Source organism: Bacillus sp. FSL H8-0516, assembly GCF_038635285.1.
Classification (GTDB): Bacteria; Bacillota; Bacilli; order Bacillales; family Bacillaceae; genus Bacillus; species Bacillus safensis.
In genome coordinates, this window is the sequence record NZ_CP152051.1 from 2,567,199 (window position 1) to 2,586,524 (window position 19,326).

Genomic DNA, 19,326 nt, shown 5'->3' on the forward strand with positions numbered 1-19,326 from the left:
AAGTTCACAGCTGATGTTCAAAGGTGGTAAAGCAAATGGTCCTCTGCTAGGAAGCTTTCAGCCGCGGCTTCCCTCTCTTTAAGCGGGTGTTCATTTGTTCATGTCCTTATCAATACGGTCTCTGTATGAAGTTACACCGTATTATAAAACGTTTTTTCGTGAAAATCAAGAAAGCTTTTCACTTTTCTTGTTGAAATGAGCATGTACAAATTGAACATTCTGCTCTTGGAATGAATGAGACGGGAACACCTCGACCCTTTCTTGAAAAATATTTTGAATGGTTTGCACCATCGAGTGACCTGTATCATTTGTAAATAGGTCAATTTTTTGCGGTGCAATGGAGACAAGCGGTGCAATCAGCTGCGAATCAATATACATTGGATGCTCTCTTACAAACTGTCTGTCTATGTATTGTTTTTGATCACGCTCAGAAGCGTAGCGAAATTCCCAAATCACCAGGCGGTCCTGATGCACAACATGTACTTTTTCAAGCCTAGGCTCTCTTGCCATCACATAGTCTCGAAGCGATTGAATGAAATTTTGATACTCTTGCTCCATTTTGTATTCTTCAATGGACACTTCAACATAGTTCTTCAGCCTTCGGTCATACTCTGACAGTCTAAATGTCATAAATGAACCAATTGAAAAAACGCCTTGCTGTAAAGAAATCGCCTCAAGCTCCTTTTTTAAAAGGGCTTCTCTTGACGGGTCTTGCTGAATGCCGGGAATATCATCTAAATCCCCGTTCATGATACTGTGTGCGATGGAAAGAATTTGGTGCTGCTCTTCAGGATCTTTAAACAAATAGGTGTTTTCAAGGATGCTGCGCATGCGCTCATTTTCTTTGCATTCCAAAAAAAAGTGAACCAATAATGGCCGCACAATGTGCTCAAGTGCCTCTTCGGATTCCTTCGCTTCTATGAGAAGCCGGTCTTTCCCTTGTTGAATTGACATGTGATGCCGACTGTCTAAGTGTTCAGCAAGATGTAAAAAAGCGGCGGTATCATATTCATCTTCAAAGATTATTTCAAGCATGTTTGTCCCCCCTAACGACATCTGTTACATATATATGGGGGGAACATAAAAAATAGACGCCTAAAATAAATCAGGCATCTTTCTTTTTAAAATGAGTGGAACAGAGATAAAGATCAAATAAATCAAACAAACAACCACTAAGGCGGCATAATTGCCGCTGACAAAGCTTGAGCCGAGAACATTTAACGCAATTGTCCCCGGTATTAAGCCTAAAAAGGTGGCTGTCACAAATGCACGATAATTTGCACGTGAAGCAGCTGCTGCATAGCTGACAAAATCAAAGTGAATCGGTGCAATACGCAATAACAAAATATAAAGAAATCCATGCTCCTGAATGCGGGACGTCACCGCTTTCAGCTTTCGGCTGTTTGATTCCGTTTCCTTCTTTTTTGCACGAAAGGTTGAAGCAATCATGAAAGAGCCTGTTGCCCCGGCTGTCGCTCCAATGAGGGCATAAATCGTCCCAAGGACACTGCCGAATGCCAAACCTGCCGCCAAAGAAAAGACCGTAATCGGGACGAGAACAAACGGGCGGAAAAGAGATAAGAAAAGAAAAACAAAGGGAGCCAGCATCCCAAATTGAAGCACCCAATTCTTCACATCTTTCGGCGCCAGCTGAAGATGCTGTTTATTCAGCCACCACAGCGCAGCAGCAAGAATGCCAATCCCAAGAAAAAGCAGCCATTTTCTTTTGTTCATTTCATTTGCTCCTCCTTCAGGTGACATACGCTTTTATAAATGACGGCGGTTTTCTCCTTCGAGCAACACTGGCTCTGCTAAATAGAGAATCCGTTCCATTAAACGAGCGGCTTTGACCTCTTCTTTTTCTCCCCGCTGTGAGTACGTAAAGTGATGCTTCAGCTCGTTTGGTGAGAAATTAGAAGAGAAAAATGTCGGCAGCTGCTCTGCCATACGGTATTGTAAGATCGTACCGAGCAGTTCATCCCGCACCCAGCTTGTCATCGATTCTGCCCCAATATCATCAAGCATTAAAATCGGAGTGGACTTGACCATATTCAGCTTTTCTTCTAGCGTATGATCGGCTAATGAATTTTTTAACTCTCTTACAAATTCAGGCACGTAAACAAGGAGAGATGGGTATTCTTTCTCCGCTAGCTGCTGCGCAATAGCTGCTAGTATATACGTTTTTCCTACTCCAAACTTTCCGTGTAAATACAAGCCTTTTCCTTTTCCAGTCTCATCATAGCTTTGGAGGAATTGACCTACTTTTTGGATGACCTCTTGTCTTCCCACAACGTTCAGATCAGCGAACGTCGCTTGAAGGACATTTTGCGGAATATACATGCTTTTCATCAGCTCTTGCTGTTTCTTCTGTCTATCGAGCCGCAGCTTGACTGGGCAAGGAGAATATTCAATATCAATACTCTGACCTTTGATCACAAGCTTCGGGTGATACCCATCTAAAATCGCATTAACGTTTTCGTCATCTAAGCAGTAAGAGCAGCCCTTCGACTGCTGCACATATTCAAAGAGCCGGTTCATGCTGCGATTGATCATGTCTTCATGTATCTCTTCTTGATGCTTCTGTAAAAAAGCCTTCACATCTTCATCAGATAACACACTTTCTTTAATCTGATTGTATCTCACGCGAAAATCTACTCGTCCTTTTAGCTGTTCAAATGAACGACCGATCGGTTTCATCCCATCTCACCTCACCTTAATGTGCATTGTACTTTTTCATATTTTTAAACTGATCTAACAGTTTTTCTTTTTCTCGTTCGAGATCTTCTGTAGACAGATTGTCCGTTTGCTCTTTTGCCGGCTGTTCTTTTGTTTCAGTTTCTTTCATCCAGTCAGGCAGTTTCTCTTCCCGGACAACTTTTCCTGTACCATATGGGCTGCGCTGCTTTTTCTGCTGCGCCCACTCTGTCATTTGTCTGTTCTCTTCTTTGGCAATTTTCATGGCAGCTGCTACGGTTTTGATTTTCTTTCTCACCCAATGAGCGGCGATTTTTTGCATATATGTTTTTGACAGCTTCATATCTGTTTTAAGTAATGTATAGTAGATGAGAACATTCATGACACCTGGCTCTAGCTGCTGCTCGAGCATGATATCTTCGACAATTCTTAAGTCGGCATACGTTGGCTCAATACCATCTGCCATGTCTTTTAGCAGCTCTCTAGGCGAAATATGATCCAGTTTTTCAATCAATTTTGCATCTGGAGTATCCGCTGCCGGCGTCTTTGAAGCATCTTGTCGCAAGTGTCTTGGCTGTTTTTGATCAATCAGCTTTGGCTGTTCGCCTCTGTATTCAATTTGGTACCAGTCTCTTGCTGCTTTTCTCAGCTCTTCTGTTGAGATCATTTGATCCGAACCGCATGCACCTGCTACAATATTTTGCATTTGAAGCGGGGTGATGCCGTATACAACAGCTAACTTCTTAATTGTTTCTTTTACCTGCTTTGTCAAAGCCTTTCTTGGAATCATCATGTCAGACATACCTGCTAATAATAGATCGAAATCAAAGGATTCGTCTGAGAGCGGTGCCGGCTGACTCGATCCAACGGTCACATATTCATAGCCTTGCTCAAGCGATGACGCCTGATGAATTTCTTCTGTCATCTTGCGCTCGCCTGGCTGCAATACGTGAAAGACTTCTTCAAACGACCGTGAAATGTTCTTTGCTTCTGCAGGAACCCCCGGATAGGAGAAATAATCGCGAAGCTGCATATATTTTGCTTTCTCTACACGATGGTACAGCAAAACATTCAGCATACCATCTTGGAAAAATTCATCTGGTCTTAGCGGTGGTACAAGCTCATATGTAAACAGTCTGCCTTCTTCCGTTTCCTGTTCATATGTGCGGAGTAAGCCGATCGCTTCAAGCTTTAAACGTTCCTCAAAAATATCATTTAAATTCGTCTGCAGCATGACCATGAGCTGCCGATGAGGTGCAGGTTTCCCCCACATACGATGTTGTTCCAGCTCACCCCACAGCGTCATGTATAAGCTGAAAGCGGACATGCCAATAAGCGGCTGATATAAAAGAGTGATGAGCTGTCTATCGATGTCACCGAGCAATGAAGCGCTTTTGACGACATACGGATCGACGGCTAGCACTTCCTTCCAATGCTCTGTCATATGCTGATCCTCCCCATGAATTGCGATTGTTTCCATTGTACACTCTTTTTGCGTTTTACGCTTTACGCAGGAAAAAGAGCATGAAGAATCTCCAGCTCTTTTTAGCGTTCTTTCTTTAATAAATCTTTTAATTCATCAATAAAGACATTGATGTCTTTAAACTGCCGGTAAACCGAGGCAAACCTGACGTAAGACACTTCATCAATTTTCGCCAACTCGTCCATGACCATTTCACCTACAAGCTCGCTTTTCACCTCTGACATGCCTTGATTGCGCAGTTCTTTTTCGATATTAAAGCAGACATCCTCCAGCTGCTTTAAAGCAACAGGACGCTTTTCACACGCTTTGATGAGTCCTCTCAGCATTTTTTCCCGGCTGAATTCTTCTCGAATCCCTTCTTTTTTCACCACAATCAGCGGTAATTCTTCTAATTTTTCAAACGTCGTAAAGCGATATTGGCAGCTTTCGCACTCTCTTCTACGACGGATGGATTTCCCTTCATCTACTGGTCTTGAATCAAGCACCCTTGTGCCAAGGTGCTGACATGTGGGACATTTCATTTCATCAGCTCCGATCTATTCTTGGAAGTTGTTTGTCTAGTTCATCATAAAGGGACAGAACGGTCTTCTGACTATAGCCGAAATCTGTTGGCAGGGCCGTTTCTGTTGTCACATTAAAATCGACAGCTGTTTCAAAAGGACGAATTGAAATGACAGTCGCCACGAGAAAGGCTTTTTTCGGCAATCGTATGTTTGCGCTGATTTCACCTCGTTCTGCTGAAACAGATGTCACTTGATAAGAATCGCTTCGGGAAAGAATGGTTTCCACCGCTTGAAAAACTTGTGCATTCGTCGATTTGTAGTAATGGCTTTTCAGTTCTGACACTGGATGCTCGTCAGATGTTTCTGTATGGTTTGACATGAATCGCTTAAACTTTTGTCTTAAAGTCATACACGTATCCCCTTTGCCATAATGCCTCTTTCTTTATTTTATAAAAAAAACCTTTGTTTTCCTAGAACAAAAGTATAGACAAGCTGGGGAATGTTGGATTTTTTATCAAAAAAATATAAAAAGGAGCATAACACAAAGGCATTCAATGCTTTTGGCCAGCTCCCATTGCAATCTTTTTTATGTTTACAGTGCTTTGGCTTGTGCCTGTTTTACTTGTACAGGTCCCATGCCTCGAGGAATTTCGATGTTTTCTCTTGTTTCAGCACCTAATTCATCTCCGATATGATCTGCTGCAATATTCGGATCTAGGTCACCGCAAGTATAAACATCTATGCTCGCATAACCATGTTCAGGAAAGCTGTGAATTGTCAGATGAGATTCAGAAATAATGACAACTCCACTTACTCCTTGAGGTGCAAATTTGTGAAAAGCAACCTCTCTTACCTCAGCTCCTGATTTCAAAGCTGCATTTACAAACGTTTTTTCAATAAAATCCATGTCGTTCAGTTTATCACAGTCGCATCCCCATAGCTCGGAGATAACGTGACGTCCGATTGTTTCCATCATGGACCCCCCTTTAAACAAGAATGAAAGAGTGAAGTTCTAAGCAGCCGGACCGGACATATACCACGGGGGAAAGTTAGTCCTAAGAGGTCCTAACCCTTTAAGTATACCCGAATGAGTCTGCGAACAAGAAGTTCACGAAAAATAGTATACTTTGTTTAGACCCATTTTGCAAGCTGTGTTTTTAGTGGGATTTTCTCTCATTTCTTGAAAAGGGACGATCGTCTTCTTCATTTCAAACAGCAGACAGCTCTTTCATCTGTGCGCCGACAAACTTTACAAGGTCAACCACTCGGCATGAATAACCCCATTCATTGTCATACCATGCAAGAACTTTCACTTTTCTCCCTTCCATTACCATCGTTGTCAGTCCATCAACGACTGCTGAATAAGGGTTTGTGTTAAAGTCCGTAGAGACAAGCGGCTCATCTGTGTAATCTAAAATACCGGCAAGAGATGTTTTAGATGCATTCGAGAAGGCTGCATTGACTTCTTCTGCTGTCACATCTTTTTTCAAGTCAACGACAAGATCAACCATCGACACATTGGAAACTGGTACGCGGAGTGCAAGTCCATGTAATTTCCCTTTCATGTGCGGAAGCACTAAAGAAAGCGCTTTAGCGGCACCCGTCGTAGTTGGAATAATGGACTGAGCACATGCTCTCGCCCGGCGCAGATCCTTATGCGGGTTATCGATATTTTTTTGATCATTTGTATAAGCATGAACCGTTGTCATTAAACCATTGTCGATGCCAAATTCATCATCTAACAGTTTCACAACTGGTGCTAAACAGTTTGTTGTACAAGATGCGTTTGAAATAATGACGTGCTTTTCAGGATCAAGATCATCCTCATTGACACCCATCACAATCGTAATGTCTTCATTTTTACCTGGAGCTGTTAGAACGACTTTTTTCGCTCCGGCATCTATATGGCCCATCGCTTGATCTTTTGAATTAAATTTACCTGTTGCTTCAATGACGATATCAATCCCAAGCTCTCCCCATGGAAGCTGCTTTGGGTCTCTATTATTAAGCAAAAGAACTCTTTTGCCATTCACAATCAAGGCGTCATCTTCTGCTGTCACATCACATTCGTAACGTCCATGATTTGTATCATATTTAATTAAATGTGCTAGCGTTTCGGCAGGATAGCTTGCGTTCACCGCTACAATTTGAATTTGATCATCAAGCATTGCTTTTCTGAAGACCATGCGTCCAATTCTGCCAAACCCATTGATCGCTGCTTTTACCTTCATGAACAGGTCACTCCTCTATTATGTGTTATACTCAATAAATTTATTTATGAAATTAGTATATCACATTAGAATGTAATTGCCAGTATATAAACGTATATTTTCTAAAAAGGGCTGTTCTTTTCAAAGGAAATCAGAATAAAGCATAAAAAAAGAAGAGTACGTGTATGTACTCTTACTTATCTGTATGTTCCCATTCATTTAATATGTTCTGCAATTGCTTTCTAATAAACGCGAGATCTTGTGTGTTCTCTATCACGCGGTCTGCTTTTTTACATTTCTCCTCAAGAGGCTGCTGAGAGTGAATACGATTCAGCGCTTCTTCCTCGCTGAGGTCATTTCGATTCATGAGCCGCGACAGCTGCAATTCGGGCGTTGTATACACCACAATGATGCGGTCGACGAGGCTTTCCAGCTGACTTTCAAATAAAAGCGGGATATCGAGGACAACGAAGGTTTCCTTCTGACTAACCCCTTCATCTCGCTGTTTGAGCATTTCTTTTCTCACTTCAGGATGAACAATCGCATTCAGCTGCTTTCTTTTCTCTTCATCAGAAAAAATGATGGCTCCAAGCTGCTGCCGGTTCAGCTCCCCATTTGGCAGGAGAACATCCTCACCAAAGGCTTGAACGATTTGTTGAAGAGCTGGTGTACCTTTAGCAACCGCTTCTTTTGCAATGACATCTGCGTCCACGACCCTGATGCCCTGCTCTTTTATCATTTGCGAGACGGTGCTTTTTCCACTAGCAATCCCGCCTGTTAATCCAATGACAAGCGTCAATTGATTTCCTCCTTTACAGCTTCCACACCCCAATTAAAATGAGCAGAAGCCCTGGTAAGCATGCAAGTTTATCGATCCAGCGCCAATTGGCCAAGTAATGACCGGCACGGAGCCCGATACACACAAAGAGTGAGCTCATCACGGCCACAGTGATACTCATGACAATTGGAGAAAAGCCTAGAATCGCAGCGCCAATCCCTGCGCCAAATGCATCAATGGATAAAGCAATCCCAAGAAGCACCGCTTCCATTCCATTGATCGTCCCAGAACGGTCAATATCTGCACTTGTCGGCTTTCGCAAAATTTGAATGACAAGACCAAGCGATTGCACTTCCACATTAAGCAATGTCTTTTCATGAAGAAGCAAATCGCGCTCTTTCGCTGGTTTGTAAAATTGATAAAGGACCCAAAGTCCAATGGCGATCAAAATGCCTCCACCAAGTTTATCCGTCACTGAGACAGGGAGGAATGTCGTCAGCAGGCTGCCAATCAGCATGGAAATGAGCAGCACAATCCCTGAACAGCATGCAATAATGACAATCGCTTTAAATGGAATCTTCATTTTACGAAGGCCATACGTAAAGCCTACAGAAAAGCTGTCAATACTGACTGCAATAGCTAAAAACAGGAGCGAAATCGAAATCATACCTGAACTCTTCCTTTCTGTTCATGCAACGATGATCAAGAGTCTCTAGGCGTCCTTAGACTCTTCTTCACTATATGAAGAGCAGGTGGGCTGTGTGTCAGTCTACACCTTGCTGAAAAATGAATGTTTTTTATCGTATGCACAGCAAAAAGGAAGCATGCTGATGGCTGATTTTTATTGAGGGCGTTTTTGGCAGGTCACACAAAAATGAGTGCCGCGCCCTCCGACTACTGTTTTCTCAATGATGCTTCCGCATGTTTGACAAGGCTCTCCCCGCCGGTCATACACAAGAAGCTGCAGCTGAAATGTGCCAATATCACCTTGTGAATTGATATATGAGCGAATCGTGCTGCCTCCTGCATCTACCGCTACTTGAAGTGTATCGATAATATGCCTGTGGAGCACTTTACACGATTCAAGGCTGAGCTGATTCGCTTTTGTTTCTGGATGAATGCCTGCTTTAAACAAAACCTCATCTACATAAATATTACCTAGTCCCACGACAATCTTTTGATCAAGCAGCGCTGTTTTGACCACACGGGATGTTTTTTTCAATTGCTCCCATAAATATTCCGGAGTGAATTGATCATCAAAAGGCTCATACCCCAGCTGTGAAAGCGGGAGTTCCTTTTCTTCTTCACCCGGCTGAAATAAATGCATCGTGCCAAATTTACGCACATCATGATACCGAAGCTCAGTACCGTCTGTAAACGTAAAGACGACGTGGACATGTTTATCGTATGGCTCATGCGCTTCATGTACACGGTATTTCCCTTCCATCCTTAAATGGGAGACCATCACGTAATGGTCTAAATGAAAGAGAAGAAACTTTCCTCTTCTTTCAATGGTTTGTATCGTTTCTCCTACCATCCTTCTTGCGAACTCTTCCGGCTCCCCAGGACGTTTGATGATATTTGGCCATTTAATATCGACCGTTTCAATCGTTTTTCCTTCGACTAACCGCTTGAGTGTGCGCCGGACGGTTTCAACTTCTGGTAATTCCGGCATGCTCCTCGCTCCTTTTTCTCTCTCTATTATTTTGCGTCGTACCAAGATGGGCCTGAAGCAAAATCAACTTTTAGCGGCACATCTAGCTGAAGTGCATTTTCCATGACTTCAGGGACAATTTTTTCAAGTATGGCAATTTCTTCTTTCGGTGCTTCAAAGATCAATTCATCGTGCACCTGTAATAAAAGATTTGCCTTCAAGTTTTCTTCTTTTAACTTTCGCGCCATATCAATCATGGCTTTTTTAATAATATCAGCTGCACTTCCTTGGATCGGTGTGTTCATGGCTGTTCGTTCGGCAAAGCTTTTGATATTAAAATTACGGCTTGTGATATCCGGGATATACCTTCTGCGTTTGAGAAGCGTCGTGACATATCCTTTTTGTTTCGCTTCCTGCACGATCTCTTCCATATAGGTTTTCACGCCTTTAAAGCTTGTTAAATAGCGTTCGATAAAGGCAGCTGCTTCTTTTCTTGTGATCCCAAGGTTTTGAGATAATCCATAGTCACTGATTCCATATACAATTCCGAAGTTGACAGCCTTGGCTTGTCTTCTCATAGAGGAAGTCACTTCTTCTTCTGAGACATGGAACACGTCCATCGCTGTTTTTGTGTGAATATCCATATCTTGCGTAAACGCTTCGATCAAATTCTCATCCTGAGAAATATGAGCGAGTACACGCAGCTCAATTTGAGAATAGTCAGCAGCAAACATGAGCCAGCCTTCTTTTGAAGGGACGAATGCTTGACGAATCTTTCGTCCTTCCTCTAAACGAATCGGGATATTTTGCAGGTTGGGATCTGTTGAGCTTAGTCTTCCTGTTTGCGTGAGCGCTTGATTAAATCGTGTATGCACTTTATGGGTATCCTTGCGCGTTACTTTCATTAAGCCTTCCACATAGGTCGATTGCAGCTTTCCAATTTGGCGGTAATGCAGAATGGACCGAATGATCTCGTGCTTATCTTCAAGCTTTTCAAGAACATCCGCAGATGTCGAGTAGCCCGTCTTTGTCTTTTTAATAATCGGCAGGCCTAATTTTTCAAAAAGAATCACGCCAAGCTGTTTAGGAGAATTGATGTTAAACGTTTCACCTGCTAAGCGGTGAATGGTTTCTTCATATTCTTTCAGCTTTTTCGTTAACTCTTCACCCATCTTCTCTAGGCGCTCAATATCTACCTTTACGCCAAGTGATTCCATTTCACCTAAGATGAGGGCAAGCGGCAGCTCTAAGTCTTCATATAGTTCATGCTGATCATTTTTTTCTAGCGCTTCAAGTGTTAAATCATGCAGAGCAGAGATCGCCGCTGCTTTTCGCCCAAGATGTTCCTTCAGTTCATCTTCAGGTGGAATCGCCTGCTTTGCTCCTTTTCCGTATACTTTTTCATCAGAAAGAGCGATGTTAAGACCGTATTCCTTCGCCACACTTGCGACGTCCTCATACGATTTCTGAGGGTTGACGACATAGGAAGCGAGCAGAACATCGTTATCGACACCTTTTAGATCGACATCATGCCATCTGAGGGCGACAACGGCTCTTTTTGAATCAAAGACCCATTTCTTCTTCGTTTCATCCTGTACCCATTGTTTAAATGCATCTGATTGAAGCGCATCTTCTTTCGTGATAAAAAACGCACCATTTTCATTATGGATCGCAAAACCAATCAAATCTGCTTCATGATAATTATCTCCAAGCTGTTCTACCACAAGAGCAGCATGATCTGTCAGCATCTCATCCGTTACTTCGGTCATTTTTTTCACTTCTAATGCTTCTACTTCGACCTGTTCACCTGTTTCTGGTGCTTCTCCTAGACGTTCTAGCAGCGTTTGAAAGCCTAGTTCTTTATACAGAGAGATCACTTGATCCATATGAGGACCTTCATATGCGAGATCCTTGCTTGATACATCAATTGGCGCTTCTACAAGAATCGTTGCGAGTTTTTTACTCATCACTGCCTGCTCTTTATATTCTTCAAGCTTTTCTTTGAGTTTTTTCCCGCTGACTTCGTCAATATGTTCAAGCAGGTTTTCAACCGTTTCAAACTGCTTTAACAATTTAATCGCTGTTTTTTCACCTACACCTGGCACCCCTGGGATATTATCTGAGGAATCTCCCATCAAACCTTTCATATCGATGATTTGATCTGGGCGCAGGCCATATTTCTCTTCAATATGAGCCGGTGTGTAATATTCTACTTCTGTAATGCCTTTTTTCGTAATTGCTACCGTCGTATGGTCTGTTGATAGCTGAGTTAAGTCCTTATCTCCTGAGAAAATTTTGACTTCAAAGCCGTCTTTTTCTGCCTCCACAGCCAATGTCCCGATAATATCGTCTGCCTCGTATTGAGGAAGCTCGTACCTTTTCACCTGATAGGCATCTAATAGTTCACGGATAAACGGCATTTGTTCTGATAGCTCTGGCGGTGTTTTTTGTCTTCCGCCTTTATATTCTTTAAATGTCTCGTGGCGGAACGTTGTTTTTCCCGCATCAAATGCGACAAGCATATGGGTTGGCTTCTCGTCCTCGAGCATCTTCATTAAGATCATCGCAAAGCCATAAATGGCATTTGTATGGACGCCTTTATCATTTGATAATAGCGGCAAAGCAAAAAAGGCTCGATATGCGAGACTGTTTCCATCCACTAGTACTAATTTCTTTTTGTCTGTCATATTTTAATCCTCCATCGGCTGAGCCATTTCAGCCGTCTCTTTCACACATTGTATCATCATTTTATCAAAGTTTATTTTGAAAAGAAAATAGTCGAACCTGCATAAAAAAAGGGACGAAAACAACAAGTGTTTTCGTCCTTACAAAATTGGCTCCTTGGATGAAGGGGTTCCTATTCATCCTACCAATGATTGTTTAACTAAACATGAATCCATTGTAAAGATCATGTAAATTTTAACGTGACTTTCCTTTTTTCCCTATTTTGATTTCAGGCTCACTGTAAAAGTTGTTCCTTTGCCTTGTTTACTATGGACCGAGATCGTTCCTTCATGCGCCTCCACAAGGTGTTTGACAATGGCAAGACCAAGTCCTGTACCGCCTGAATTTCTACTTCTATCTTTATCAATTCGATAAAATCTCTCAAATATTCTTGGAATCTCGCTTTTCTTCATGCCGATTCCTGTATCTGCTACATCAAATTCATAGGCACCTTTCCGCGGTCTTGCCGAAATGGTGACACTCCCTCCCTCTGGTGTATAGGTAAGGGCATTGTTCACGAGATTGAGGAAGATTTGCTTTAACCTCAGCGGATCTGCCATCACATAGACAGGCTCTTTCGGGATTCGCACTTGTAATTGAATGCCTTTTTCTGCGGCCTTTTGTTTTAAAAGGACTTCAATCTCTTGAATGATTTCTGTCGCATTGGCGTCTTGAATATTCAGTTTGAAATGCTGCTGCTCGATTTTGGAAAGATCGAGTAAATCTTGAATGAGAGTTTCGAGACGGACACTCTCTTTTAGAATGATGGAAAGGAATTGTGTCAGCGCTTCTTTGTCATCAATCGCTCCATCAAGAAGAGTTTCAGAGAATCCTTTAATCGACGTAATCGGTGTCTTTAATTCGTGAGACACATTGGCGACAAAATCTTTTCGCATCTGCTCCAGCTGCTTTGTTTCTGTCACGTCATGAAATACAAGGACAATTCCTTTCCATTCATCGTCTGTACTTAAAATGGGAACACCATCCACCTGGAAGTAGCGCCGTTCAATGTCAACGGCCAGGCGTAAAAACTTCCGCACCTTCGTTTCTGTCATGAAAATTTCGTCAATCAGCTCAATAATTTCTTCATGTGTAAATGCTTCATGGTACAGCTTGTGCATGTAAATGTGCTTTTGCACTTTAAACTGCTTGCGGAAGGTTCGATTGACTAGGTTGATATATCCCATCTTATCAATCAAAATAATTCCTGCACCGATGTTTTCAATGACTGTTTGCAGACGGTCCCGCTGCATTTCCCCAGTGCTTGTCATTTCTTGAAGGCTTTCTGCCAGGCGCTTCATTGATGTATTAAGCTCACTTGTTTCGATGATGAGCTCTTCATAATGATTGGTATCATAGTTCCCGCGTTCCAGCTGTTTGGCTACCTTTGTGGCATAATCTATCGGTTTTACATATTTCATCGACATGCGGTATCCAAAGAAAACGATAATAATAATCGCCGAGCCAAGACAAACGGCTAATGCGAGCCAAAGCTGGCCGTCGATTTCATTTAAAGGCTGGAATGACGCATGGAGAAATAAATAGCCCACCGGTTTGTTTTGTTTCAGGATAGGGACGGCGTAATGAAACAGCGCATCCTTCTCATCCTCAATGACGACGCCTTTTGTTTGAAGGCGTTCATTGTTCAGTGTGTTTTGAATGATGCCCCTTTGCTCCGCTTGACCCGTTGTATGTATGATATTCCCCTTCAGGTCCACAATTGACGCATTCATATCGAGATGCTGCTTTGCCTGATTGAGGATCTCCTTGTTTTGATTCGCCTGCAGATCATCACCATCCATGGAAGAAAGAAGAAAGCTCGATTCATTTTCCATTCGTTCCGTTAATTTTGTTTCATAAAAAACATGGAACATGTGATCCAAAAAAAGGCCAAGTGCAACAAACACAATAAAAAGGAGAAAAATAAGGCCCGAAAACAGACGGGTTCTAATTTTACTCATTTGGCTTTGGCTCCTCCAATTTGTAGCCTAAGCCGCGAATGGTTTTAATGTATGTTGGTTTTTTCGTATTCTTTTCAATTTTGTCCCGCAAGTGGCTGATATGTACATCCACAATACGAGTGTCACCTGCAAAGTCATAATTCCAAACGGCACTTAGCAGCAGATCACGTGTGAGGACACGTCCTTTATGCTTGGCCAAATAAAGCAGCAGTTCAAATTCCTTCGGCGTAAGCTCTAGGCGTTCTTCTTGGAAGTAGACTTCATAGTGTTCTGGTAAAATGCGCAGTTCACCAATTTTGATTTGGTCTGCAATGACCTCTTCCTTCTCCTCTTGCGCGGGGACAGGCTGAGATTGCTGCGCTCTTCTCAAGATGGCTTTTACCCGAGCACCCACTTCTCTAGGACTGAATGGCTTTGTCATGTAATCATCGGCTCCAAGCTCAAGGCCGAGCACCTTATCAAATTCATCGTCCTTTGCTGTCAGCATTAAAATAGGGAACATCATTTTTTGAATTCTCAGTTGTTTACACACTTCAATGCCGTCCATCTTCGGAAGCATTAAATCTAATACAATGAGATCAGGCTGTTCACTTGCTGCTTTTTCAAGCGCTTCTTCCCCATCTCTTGCTGTGACGACATCATAGCCCGCCCTTTCAAGGTTATAGCTTAGAAGTGTTACAATCGATTCTTCATCATCCACAACTAATATTTTTTTATTCATGTTGTGCCTCCAATTAGTGATTTCCCCTGCATCCGTTTTTTTGTATCTTATGTGAAAAGCGAGAAGTCATGCTTTCTCTTTCATTTTAACGAAAGCTTAACAAGAGGACAATTTAAAATTTCGACAAGATTTGTTTTGTAAACAAAAAGAAGGCCCCTCATAAGAGAAGCCTTTTTTTTTTCATATTAAGACAATACTTTCATGACGTTCTTAACAGATTCAACAGAACGGTCAAGCTGACTTCTTTCTTCTTCTGTCAACTCAAGCTCAATGATCTGCTCAAGGCCGTTTCCACCTACGATTGTTGGTACTCCAAGGTAAATGCCTTCGTAGCCATATTCACCTTCAAGGTATGCAATCGTTGGGATCACGCGGCGCTGATCTTTTAGAATCGCCTCAACCATTTCTACTAGTGAAGCAGCAGGTGCATAATAGGCACTACCGTTACCTAATAGGTTTACGATTTCGCCGCCGCCTTTTCTTGTTCTTTCAACAATCGCATCAATACGATCTTTTGGAATCAATGTTTCAAGCGGGATACCGCCTGCATAAGAGTAACGAACAAGCGGAACCATGTCATCGCCATGTCCACCAAGGACAAAGCCCGTCACATCTTTGACAGATAGGTTTAATTCTTGAGCAACAAACGTACGGAAACGTGCTGTATCAAGAATGCCCGATTGTCCAATGACTTTTTCTTTTGGTAATCCTGATTCTTTATAAACTGCATATGTCATTGCATCAACAGGGTTTGTTAACACAACAATAATGGCTTCTGGAGAATATTTAACGATTTCGCGTGTCACGCTACGCATGATTTTTTCATTTGTTGACACGAGATCGTCACGGCTCATTCCCGGCTTTCTTGCAATTCCTGCCGTAATGACCACGACATCAGAACCGGCTGTATCTTCGTAGTTAGAAGTGCCTGTAATGTTCGCATCGAAGCCTTGAACAGGGCTTGCTTCCAGCATATCAAGTGCTTTCCCTTTTGTTGGGTTCTCAAGCTGCGGGATATCAACTAATACGACATCCGCTAATTCTTTTTGAGCTGTTAGAAATGCTGTAGTTGCTCCAGTAAAACCTGCTCCGATGACAGATACTTTTTTACGCTTGTTTGCCATTTCCTTTTTCCCCTTTAACTTTAAAGTTTAAGAATCAAGACAAGTTTTTGATGAGCTCGTCAGCAAACTCAGAACATTTTACTTCTGTTGCGCCATCCATTAATCTAGCAAAATCGTACGTGACAACTTTAGATGCAATTGTTTTTTCAACAGATTGAATCACTAGATCAGCTGCTTCCTGCCAGCCAAGGTGCTCAAGTAAAAGCACACCTGATAGAAGAACAGAAGATGGATTCACTTTATCAAGACCAGCATATTTTGGTGCTGTTCCGTGAGTCGCTTCAAAAATAGCGTGTCCTGTTTCGTAGTTGATGTTCGCACCAGGTGCGATACCAATTCCACCAACTTGTGCTGCAAGTGCATCAGAGATGTAATCTCCATTTAAGTTCATTGTAGCCACAACATCGAACTCAGCTGGACGAGTTAAGATTTGTTGAAGGAAAATATCTGCAATGCTGTCTTTGACAATGATTTTGCCAGCAGCTTCTGCTTCACTTTGCGCTTTGTTTGCCGCATCTTTTCCATCTTGTTCTACAATACGATCATATTGTGCCCATGTAAAGACCTTGTCGCCAAACTCTTTTTCAGCCACTTCGTAGCCCCAGTTTTTGAAGGCACCTTCTGTAAATTTCATGATGTTTCCTTTATGAACAAGCGTCACAGATTTACGGCCTTGGTCAATTGCATATTGGATAGCCGCTCTGACAAGACGGGATGTACCCTCTTCAGAAACTGGCTTGATTCCGATACCTGACGTTTCTGGGAAACGGATTTTGTTCACACCTAATTCGTTTTTCAAGAAGTCAATTAACTTCTTCACTTCGTCTGAACCTTTTGCATACTCGATACCAGCATAGATATCTTCTGTGTTCTCGCGGAAGATCACCATATCTGTGTCTTCTGGACGTTTCACAGGAGAAGGTACGCCTTTGAACCAGCGAACTGGACGTAAGCATGTGAATAAATCAAGCTCTTGTCTAAGTGCCACGTTTAATGAACGGATTCCTCCGCCAATTGGTGTTGTTAGTGGTCCTTTAATCGCAATTAAATATTCACGAATGTCTTCAAGCGTTTGCTCAGGAAGCCACTCTCCAGTTTTATTGTAAGCTTTCTCACCTGCATATACTTCTTTCCAAGTGATTTGCTTTTCACCTTTATATGCTTTTTCTACAGCTGCTTCAAGTACTCTTGATGCTGCTTTCCAAATGTCAGGGCCGATTCCGTCCCCTTCGATAAACGGGATAATTGGATTATTTGGTACATTCAATACGCCGCCAGTAACTGTAATTTTTTCGCCTTGTGACAATGATATTACCTCCCAGGTTATGTAGTGAATATTTGAAACTTCTTGGCTTGATGTCTGCAAGCAAAAAAGTTTTTCACGTGATTCGTTTTTTTGTTGATATGGAGGCTGATTGGCCTTTTGAAATCAGCCCCCGCTTATTCTATAAACATTAGTCTCTTTCACTGATCGGAACAAAGGTTTGAAGATCAGGTCCAATGTAGTCAGCTCTTGGACGGATGAGACGGTTGTTGTCATATTGCTCTAGAATGTGAGCAATCCATCCAGAGAATCGGCTGATCACGAAAATTGGTGTAAACAAGTCATGATCAATCCCAAGACTGTGATATACAGATGCAGAATAAAAATCAACATTTGGTGGAAGATTTTTCTCTGATGTCACGATTTCCTCTGCGCGAACAGACATTTCATACCATTTCGGCTCGCCAGTGAGGTTTGTTAAACGCTGGCTCATTTCTTTTAGATGCTTTGCACGCGGGTCACCTTGACGGTATACGCGGTGGCCAAAGCCCATAATTTTTTCTTTCTTCTCTAGCTTACCATGAATATAGGAATCTACGTTTTCAACTTCGCCAATTTCTGAAAGCATCTTCATCACGCCTTCATTAGCGCCGCCATGAAGCGGTCCTTTCAGCGCACCGATCGCCGCTGTCACACCAGAGTAGATATCTGATAGTGTAGCAACACATACACGCGCTGTAAATGTCGATGCGTTTAATTCATGATCCGCATGTAGAATAAGTGCCTTATCAATGGCTTCAATTTCTACTGGTGACGGCTCTTCGCCATTTAGCATATACAAGAAGTTTGCAGCATAGCTGTATTCTTCTTTTGGCTGTACAGGCTCAAGTCCCTTGCGAATACGTGAAAACGCAGCGACTAGTCCAGAAATTTTCGCCTGTAAGCGAATCGCCTTTCTGTAATTCGCTTCTTTGTCCATAATCTCTGATTCGTCATCGAGTAAACCTAGTAAGGATACTGCTGTACGAATCGCAGACATTGGATGAACCCCATCGAGCGAATAAGATTTAAAATGCTCAATGATTTCTTGCGGAATCTGAGCATTTTCATTGAGCTGCTGTTTTAATTCACTCAGCTCCTGCTCATTCGGCAGCTTTAAGTGCCATAACAGGTAGACAATTTCTTCGAATGTAGCTTTTTCAGTTAAATCATCGATATTGTACCCTACATAAGTAAGAGTATCATCAATAATTGAGCTTACGGATGAAGTTGTTGCCACGATACCTTCAAGACCTCTTGTTGCTGTCATGTTCAATCTCCCCTTTTTAAAAAGATTCCCCTTCGTTGCAGAATTCTCACTTTTTGAAAGCGCTATCCAATCCGAATAAGATAACAGGCTCAGAAAAGAAAATGCTTACATTTACCTATACGGTTAGAGCGCTTTTAGCCTCATATCTCTTGTATGATCAATGAGTTCAAAATTAAGCCTATTCCCATTATAAACAATAATCAGACATTTGTTAAATGTTTAACTATAATTTTTTTTGATATTTTTTTTTCCAGTCTCCCATATCAGGCATGGAATAAAGGGATTTTACTTCTTTTAATATATTTAATTATGTTTTTTTGCAAAAGCTCACGCAAGAAAAAATTTAAAAAAGAAAGTGGCAGGAACCACTCTCTTTTCACCCGCTGAAAAATTTCACAGCCTGCATTGCCAAATAAGCGATTCCTGCCCCGATGAGCGGCCCAACAGCCACACCTTTAAATAAGCTGACTGCCAAAATGGTACCAAACACAAGCGCTGCCGTAATATGCGGATCATTTTCGAGTAGCACAATCCCGTTTTTTGCAATTAATGCTACTAATATACCCGCTCCAAGAGCTATCCAAGCATAGGAAGATTTCATCGCTTCTCCAAGCTGCTTAAATCCAATGTCACCTGTTGCAATCGGGACCAGCACAGCAATAGTAATGACGGTGACTCCCCAATTAATGCCTTTAGATTGGAGAACCGGGAAAATTTTTTGATCCAGGCCAATCAGCTTAATCGCGATCAGCACAGAGACCGCTACAATTAACGAATTGTTTTTTGCAATAAGTGCAATAACGAGTAAAAGTACCAAAAATAAATTTGCTTGAGTAAACATACGCCGCTCCTTTCTTTCTTTTTATTGCGACCTTTTCATATTACTAATCTTTTTGAATAA

18 protein-coding genes and 1 other annotated feature (1 of these 19 cut by a window edge) are annotated in these 19,326 nt (G+C 42.0%); all 18 genes read right to left on the bottom strand.

The annotated features are described in order from the left end of the window. Positions 1-122 (bottom strand) — a binding site (T-box leader) (it extends 126 nt beyond the left edge of the window). A 43-nt stretch (positions 123-165) separates the two neighbouring features. The 18 genes from ytxC to MHB67_RS13080 all read right to left on the bottom strand — a co-directional run bounded on the left by ytxC (position 166) and on the right by MHB67_RS13080 (position 19,266). Continuing rightward, positions 166-1,035 (bottom strand): putative sporulation protein YtxC, encoded by an 870-nt coding sequence (gene ytxC, locus MHB67_RS12995; protein WP_024425712.1) that lies wholly within the window; start codon positions 1,033-1,035, stop codon positions 166-168. Between the two features lie 60 nt (positions 1,036-1,095). Next, a complete protein-coding gene (locus MHB67_RS13000) occupies positions 1,096-1,734 on the bottom strand; it encodes a TVP38/TMEM64 family protein (protein WP_025092250.1) in 639 nt (212 codons plus the stop codon). Positions 1,735-1,767: 33 nt separating this feature from the next. Beyond that, on the bottom strand, positions 1,768-2,697 hold the full coding sequence (gene dnaI, locus MHB67_RS13005; RefSeq protein WP_342492554.1) for a primosomal protein DnaI: 930 nt from the start codon (positions 2,695-2,697) through the stop codon (positions 1,768-1,770). A 16-nt stretch (positions 2,698-2,713) separates the two neighbouring features. Beyond that, positions 2,714-4,138: a replication initiation and membrane attachment family protein gene (locus MHB67_RS13010; protein ID WP_234107279.1), complete on the bottom strand. Its 1,425-nt coding sequence runs from the start codon at positions 4,136-4,138 to the stop codon at positions 2,714-2,716. 101 nt (positions 4,139-4,239) lie between these two features. Continuing rightward, positions 4,240-4,698, bottom strand: coding sequence for a transcriptional regulator NrdR (nrdR, locus tag MHB67_RS13015; RefSeq protein WP_003216720.1), 459 nt, complete (start codon positions 4,696-4,698; stop codon positions 4,240-4,242). A 4-nt stretch (positions 4,699-4,702) separates the two neighbouring features. Further along, positions 4,703-5,089, bottom strand: a complete 387-nt coding sequence (locus tag MHB67_RS13020) for a hypothetical protein (protein ID WP_024425708.1) — start codon at positions 5,087-5,089, stop codon at positions 4,703-4,705. Positions 5,090-5,272: 183 nt separating this feature from the next. Then, on the bottom strand, positions 5,273-5,653 hold the full coding sequence (gene speD, locus MHB67_RS13025; RefSeq protein ID WP_003216492.1) for an adenosylmethionine decarboxylase: 381 nt from the start codon (positions 5,651-5,653) through the stop codon (positions 5,273-5,275). Between the two features lie 235 nt (positions 5,654-5,888). Then, complete coding sequence (locus tag MHB67_RS13030; RefSeq protein ID WP_024425707.1) at positions 5,889-6,911, bottom strand: glyceraldehyde-3-phosphate dehydrogenase; 1,023 nt, start codon at positions 6,909-6,911, stop codon at positions 5,889-5,891. Positions 6,912-7,083: 172 nt separating this feature from the next. Beyond that, a complete protein-coding gene (gene coaE, locus MHB67_RS13035; RefSeq protein ID WP_025092254.1) occupies positions 7,084-7,689 on the bottom strand; it encodes a dephospho-CoA kinase in 606 nt (201 codons plus the stop codon). Positions 7,690-7,702: 13 nt separating this feature from the next. After that, complete coding sequence (gene ytaF / locus MHB67_RS13040) at positions 7,703-8,335, bottom strand: sporulation membrane protein YtaF (protein WP_025092255.1); 633 nt, start codon at positions 8,333-8,335, stop codon at positions 7,703-7,705. A gap of 174 nt (positions 8,336-8,509) precedes the next feature. Next, positions 8,510-9,343, bottom strand: coding sequence for a DNA-formamidopyrimidine glycosylase (gene mutM / locus MHB67_RS13045; protein ID WP_024426140.1), 834 nt, complete (start codon positions 9,341-9,343; stop codon positions 8,510-8,512). Positions 9,344-9,369: 26 nt separating this feature from the next. Next, on the bottom strand, positions 9,370-12,009 hold the full coding sequence (polA, locus tag MHB67_RS13050; protein WP_234107281.1) for a DNA polymerase I: 2,640 nt from the start codon (positions 12,007-12,009) through the stop codon (positions 9,370-9,372). Between the two features lie 255 nt (positions 12,010-12,264). Continuing rightward, the gene (locus tag MHB67_RS13055; protein WP_342492555.1) at positions 12,265-14,007 is read right to left on the bottom strand and encodes an ATP-binding protein; all 1,743 of its coding nucleotides are present in this window, start codon (positions 14,005-14,007) and stop codon (positions 12,265-12,267) included. After that, a complete protein-coding gene (locus tag MHB67_RS13060) occupies positions 14,000-14,728 on the bottom strand; it encodes a response regulator transcription factor (RefSeq protein ID WP_024426141.1) in 729 nt (242 codons plus the stop codon). The genes MHB67_RS13055 and MHB67_RS13060 overlap by 8 nt, the downstream gene beginning before the upstream one ends. 185 nt (positions 14,729-14,913) lie before the next feature. Then, positions 14,914-15,852 (bottom strand): malate dehydrogenase, encoded by a 939-nt coding sequence (gene mdh / locus MHB67_RS13065; RefSeq protein WP_008356047.1) that lies wholly within the window; start codon positions 15,850-15,852, stop codon positions 14,914-14,916. A gap of 34 nt (positions 15,853-15,886) precedes the next feature. After that, positions 15,887-17,158: an NADP-dependent isocitrate dehydrogenase gene (gene icd / locus MHB67_RS13070; RefSeq protein ID WP_024424789.1), complete on the bottom strand. Its 1,272-nt coding sequence runs from the start codon at positions 17,156-17,158 to the stop codon at positions 15,887-15,889. A gap of 148 nt (positions 17,159-17,306) precedes the next feature. After that, positions 17,307-18,425 (bottom strand): citrate synthase, encoded by a 1,119-nt coding sequence (gene citZ, locus MHB67_RS13075; protein WP_024424790.1) that lies wholly within the window; start codon positions 18,423-18,425, stop codon positions 17,307-17,309. A 376-nt stretch (positions 18,426-18,801) separates the two neighbouring features. Continuing rightward, entirely contained in the window at positions 18,802-19,266 is a 465-nt protein-coding gene (locus MHB67_RS13080; protein ID WP_024424791.1) for a DUF441 domain-containing protein, read from the bottom strand. Between the last annotated feature and the right edge of the window lie 60 nt (positions 19,267-19,326).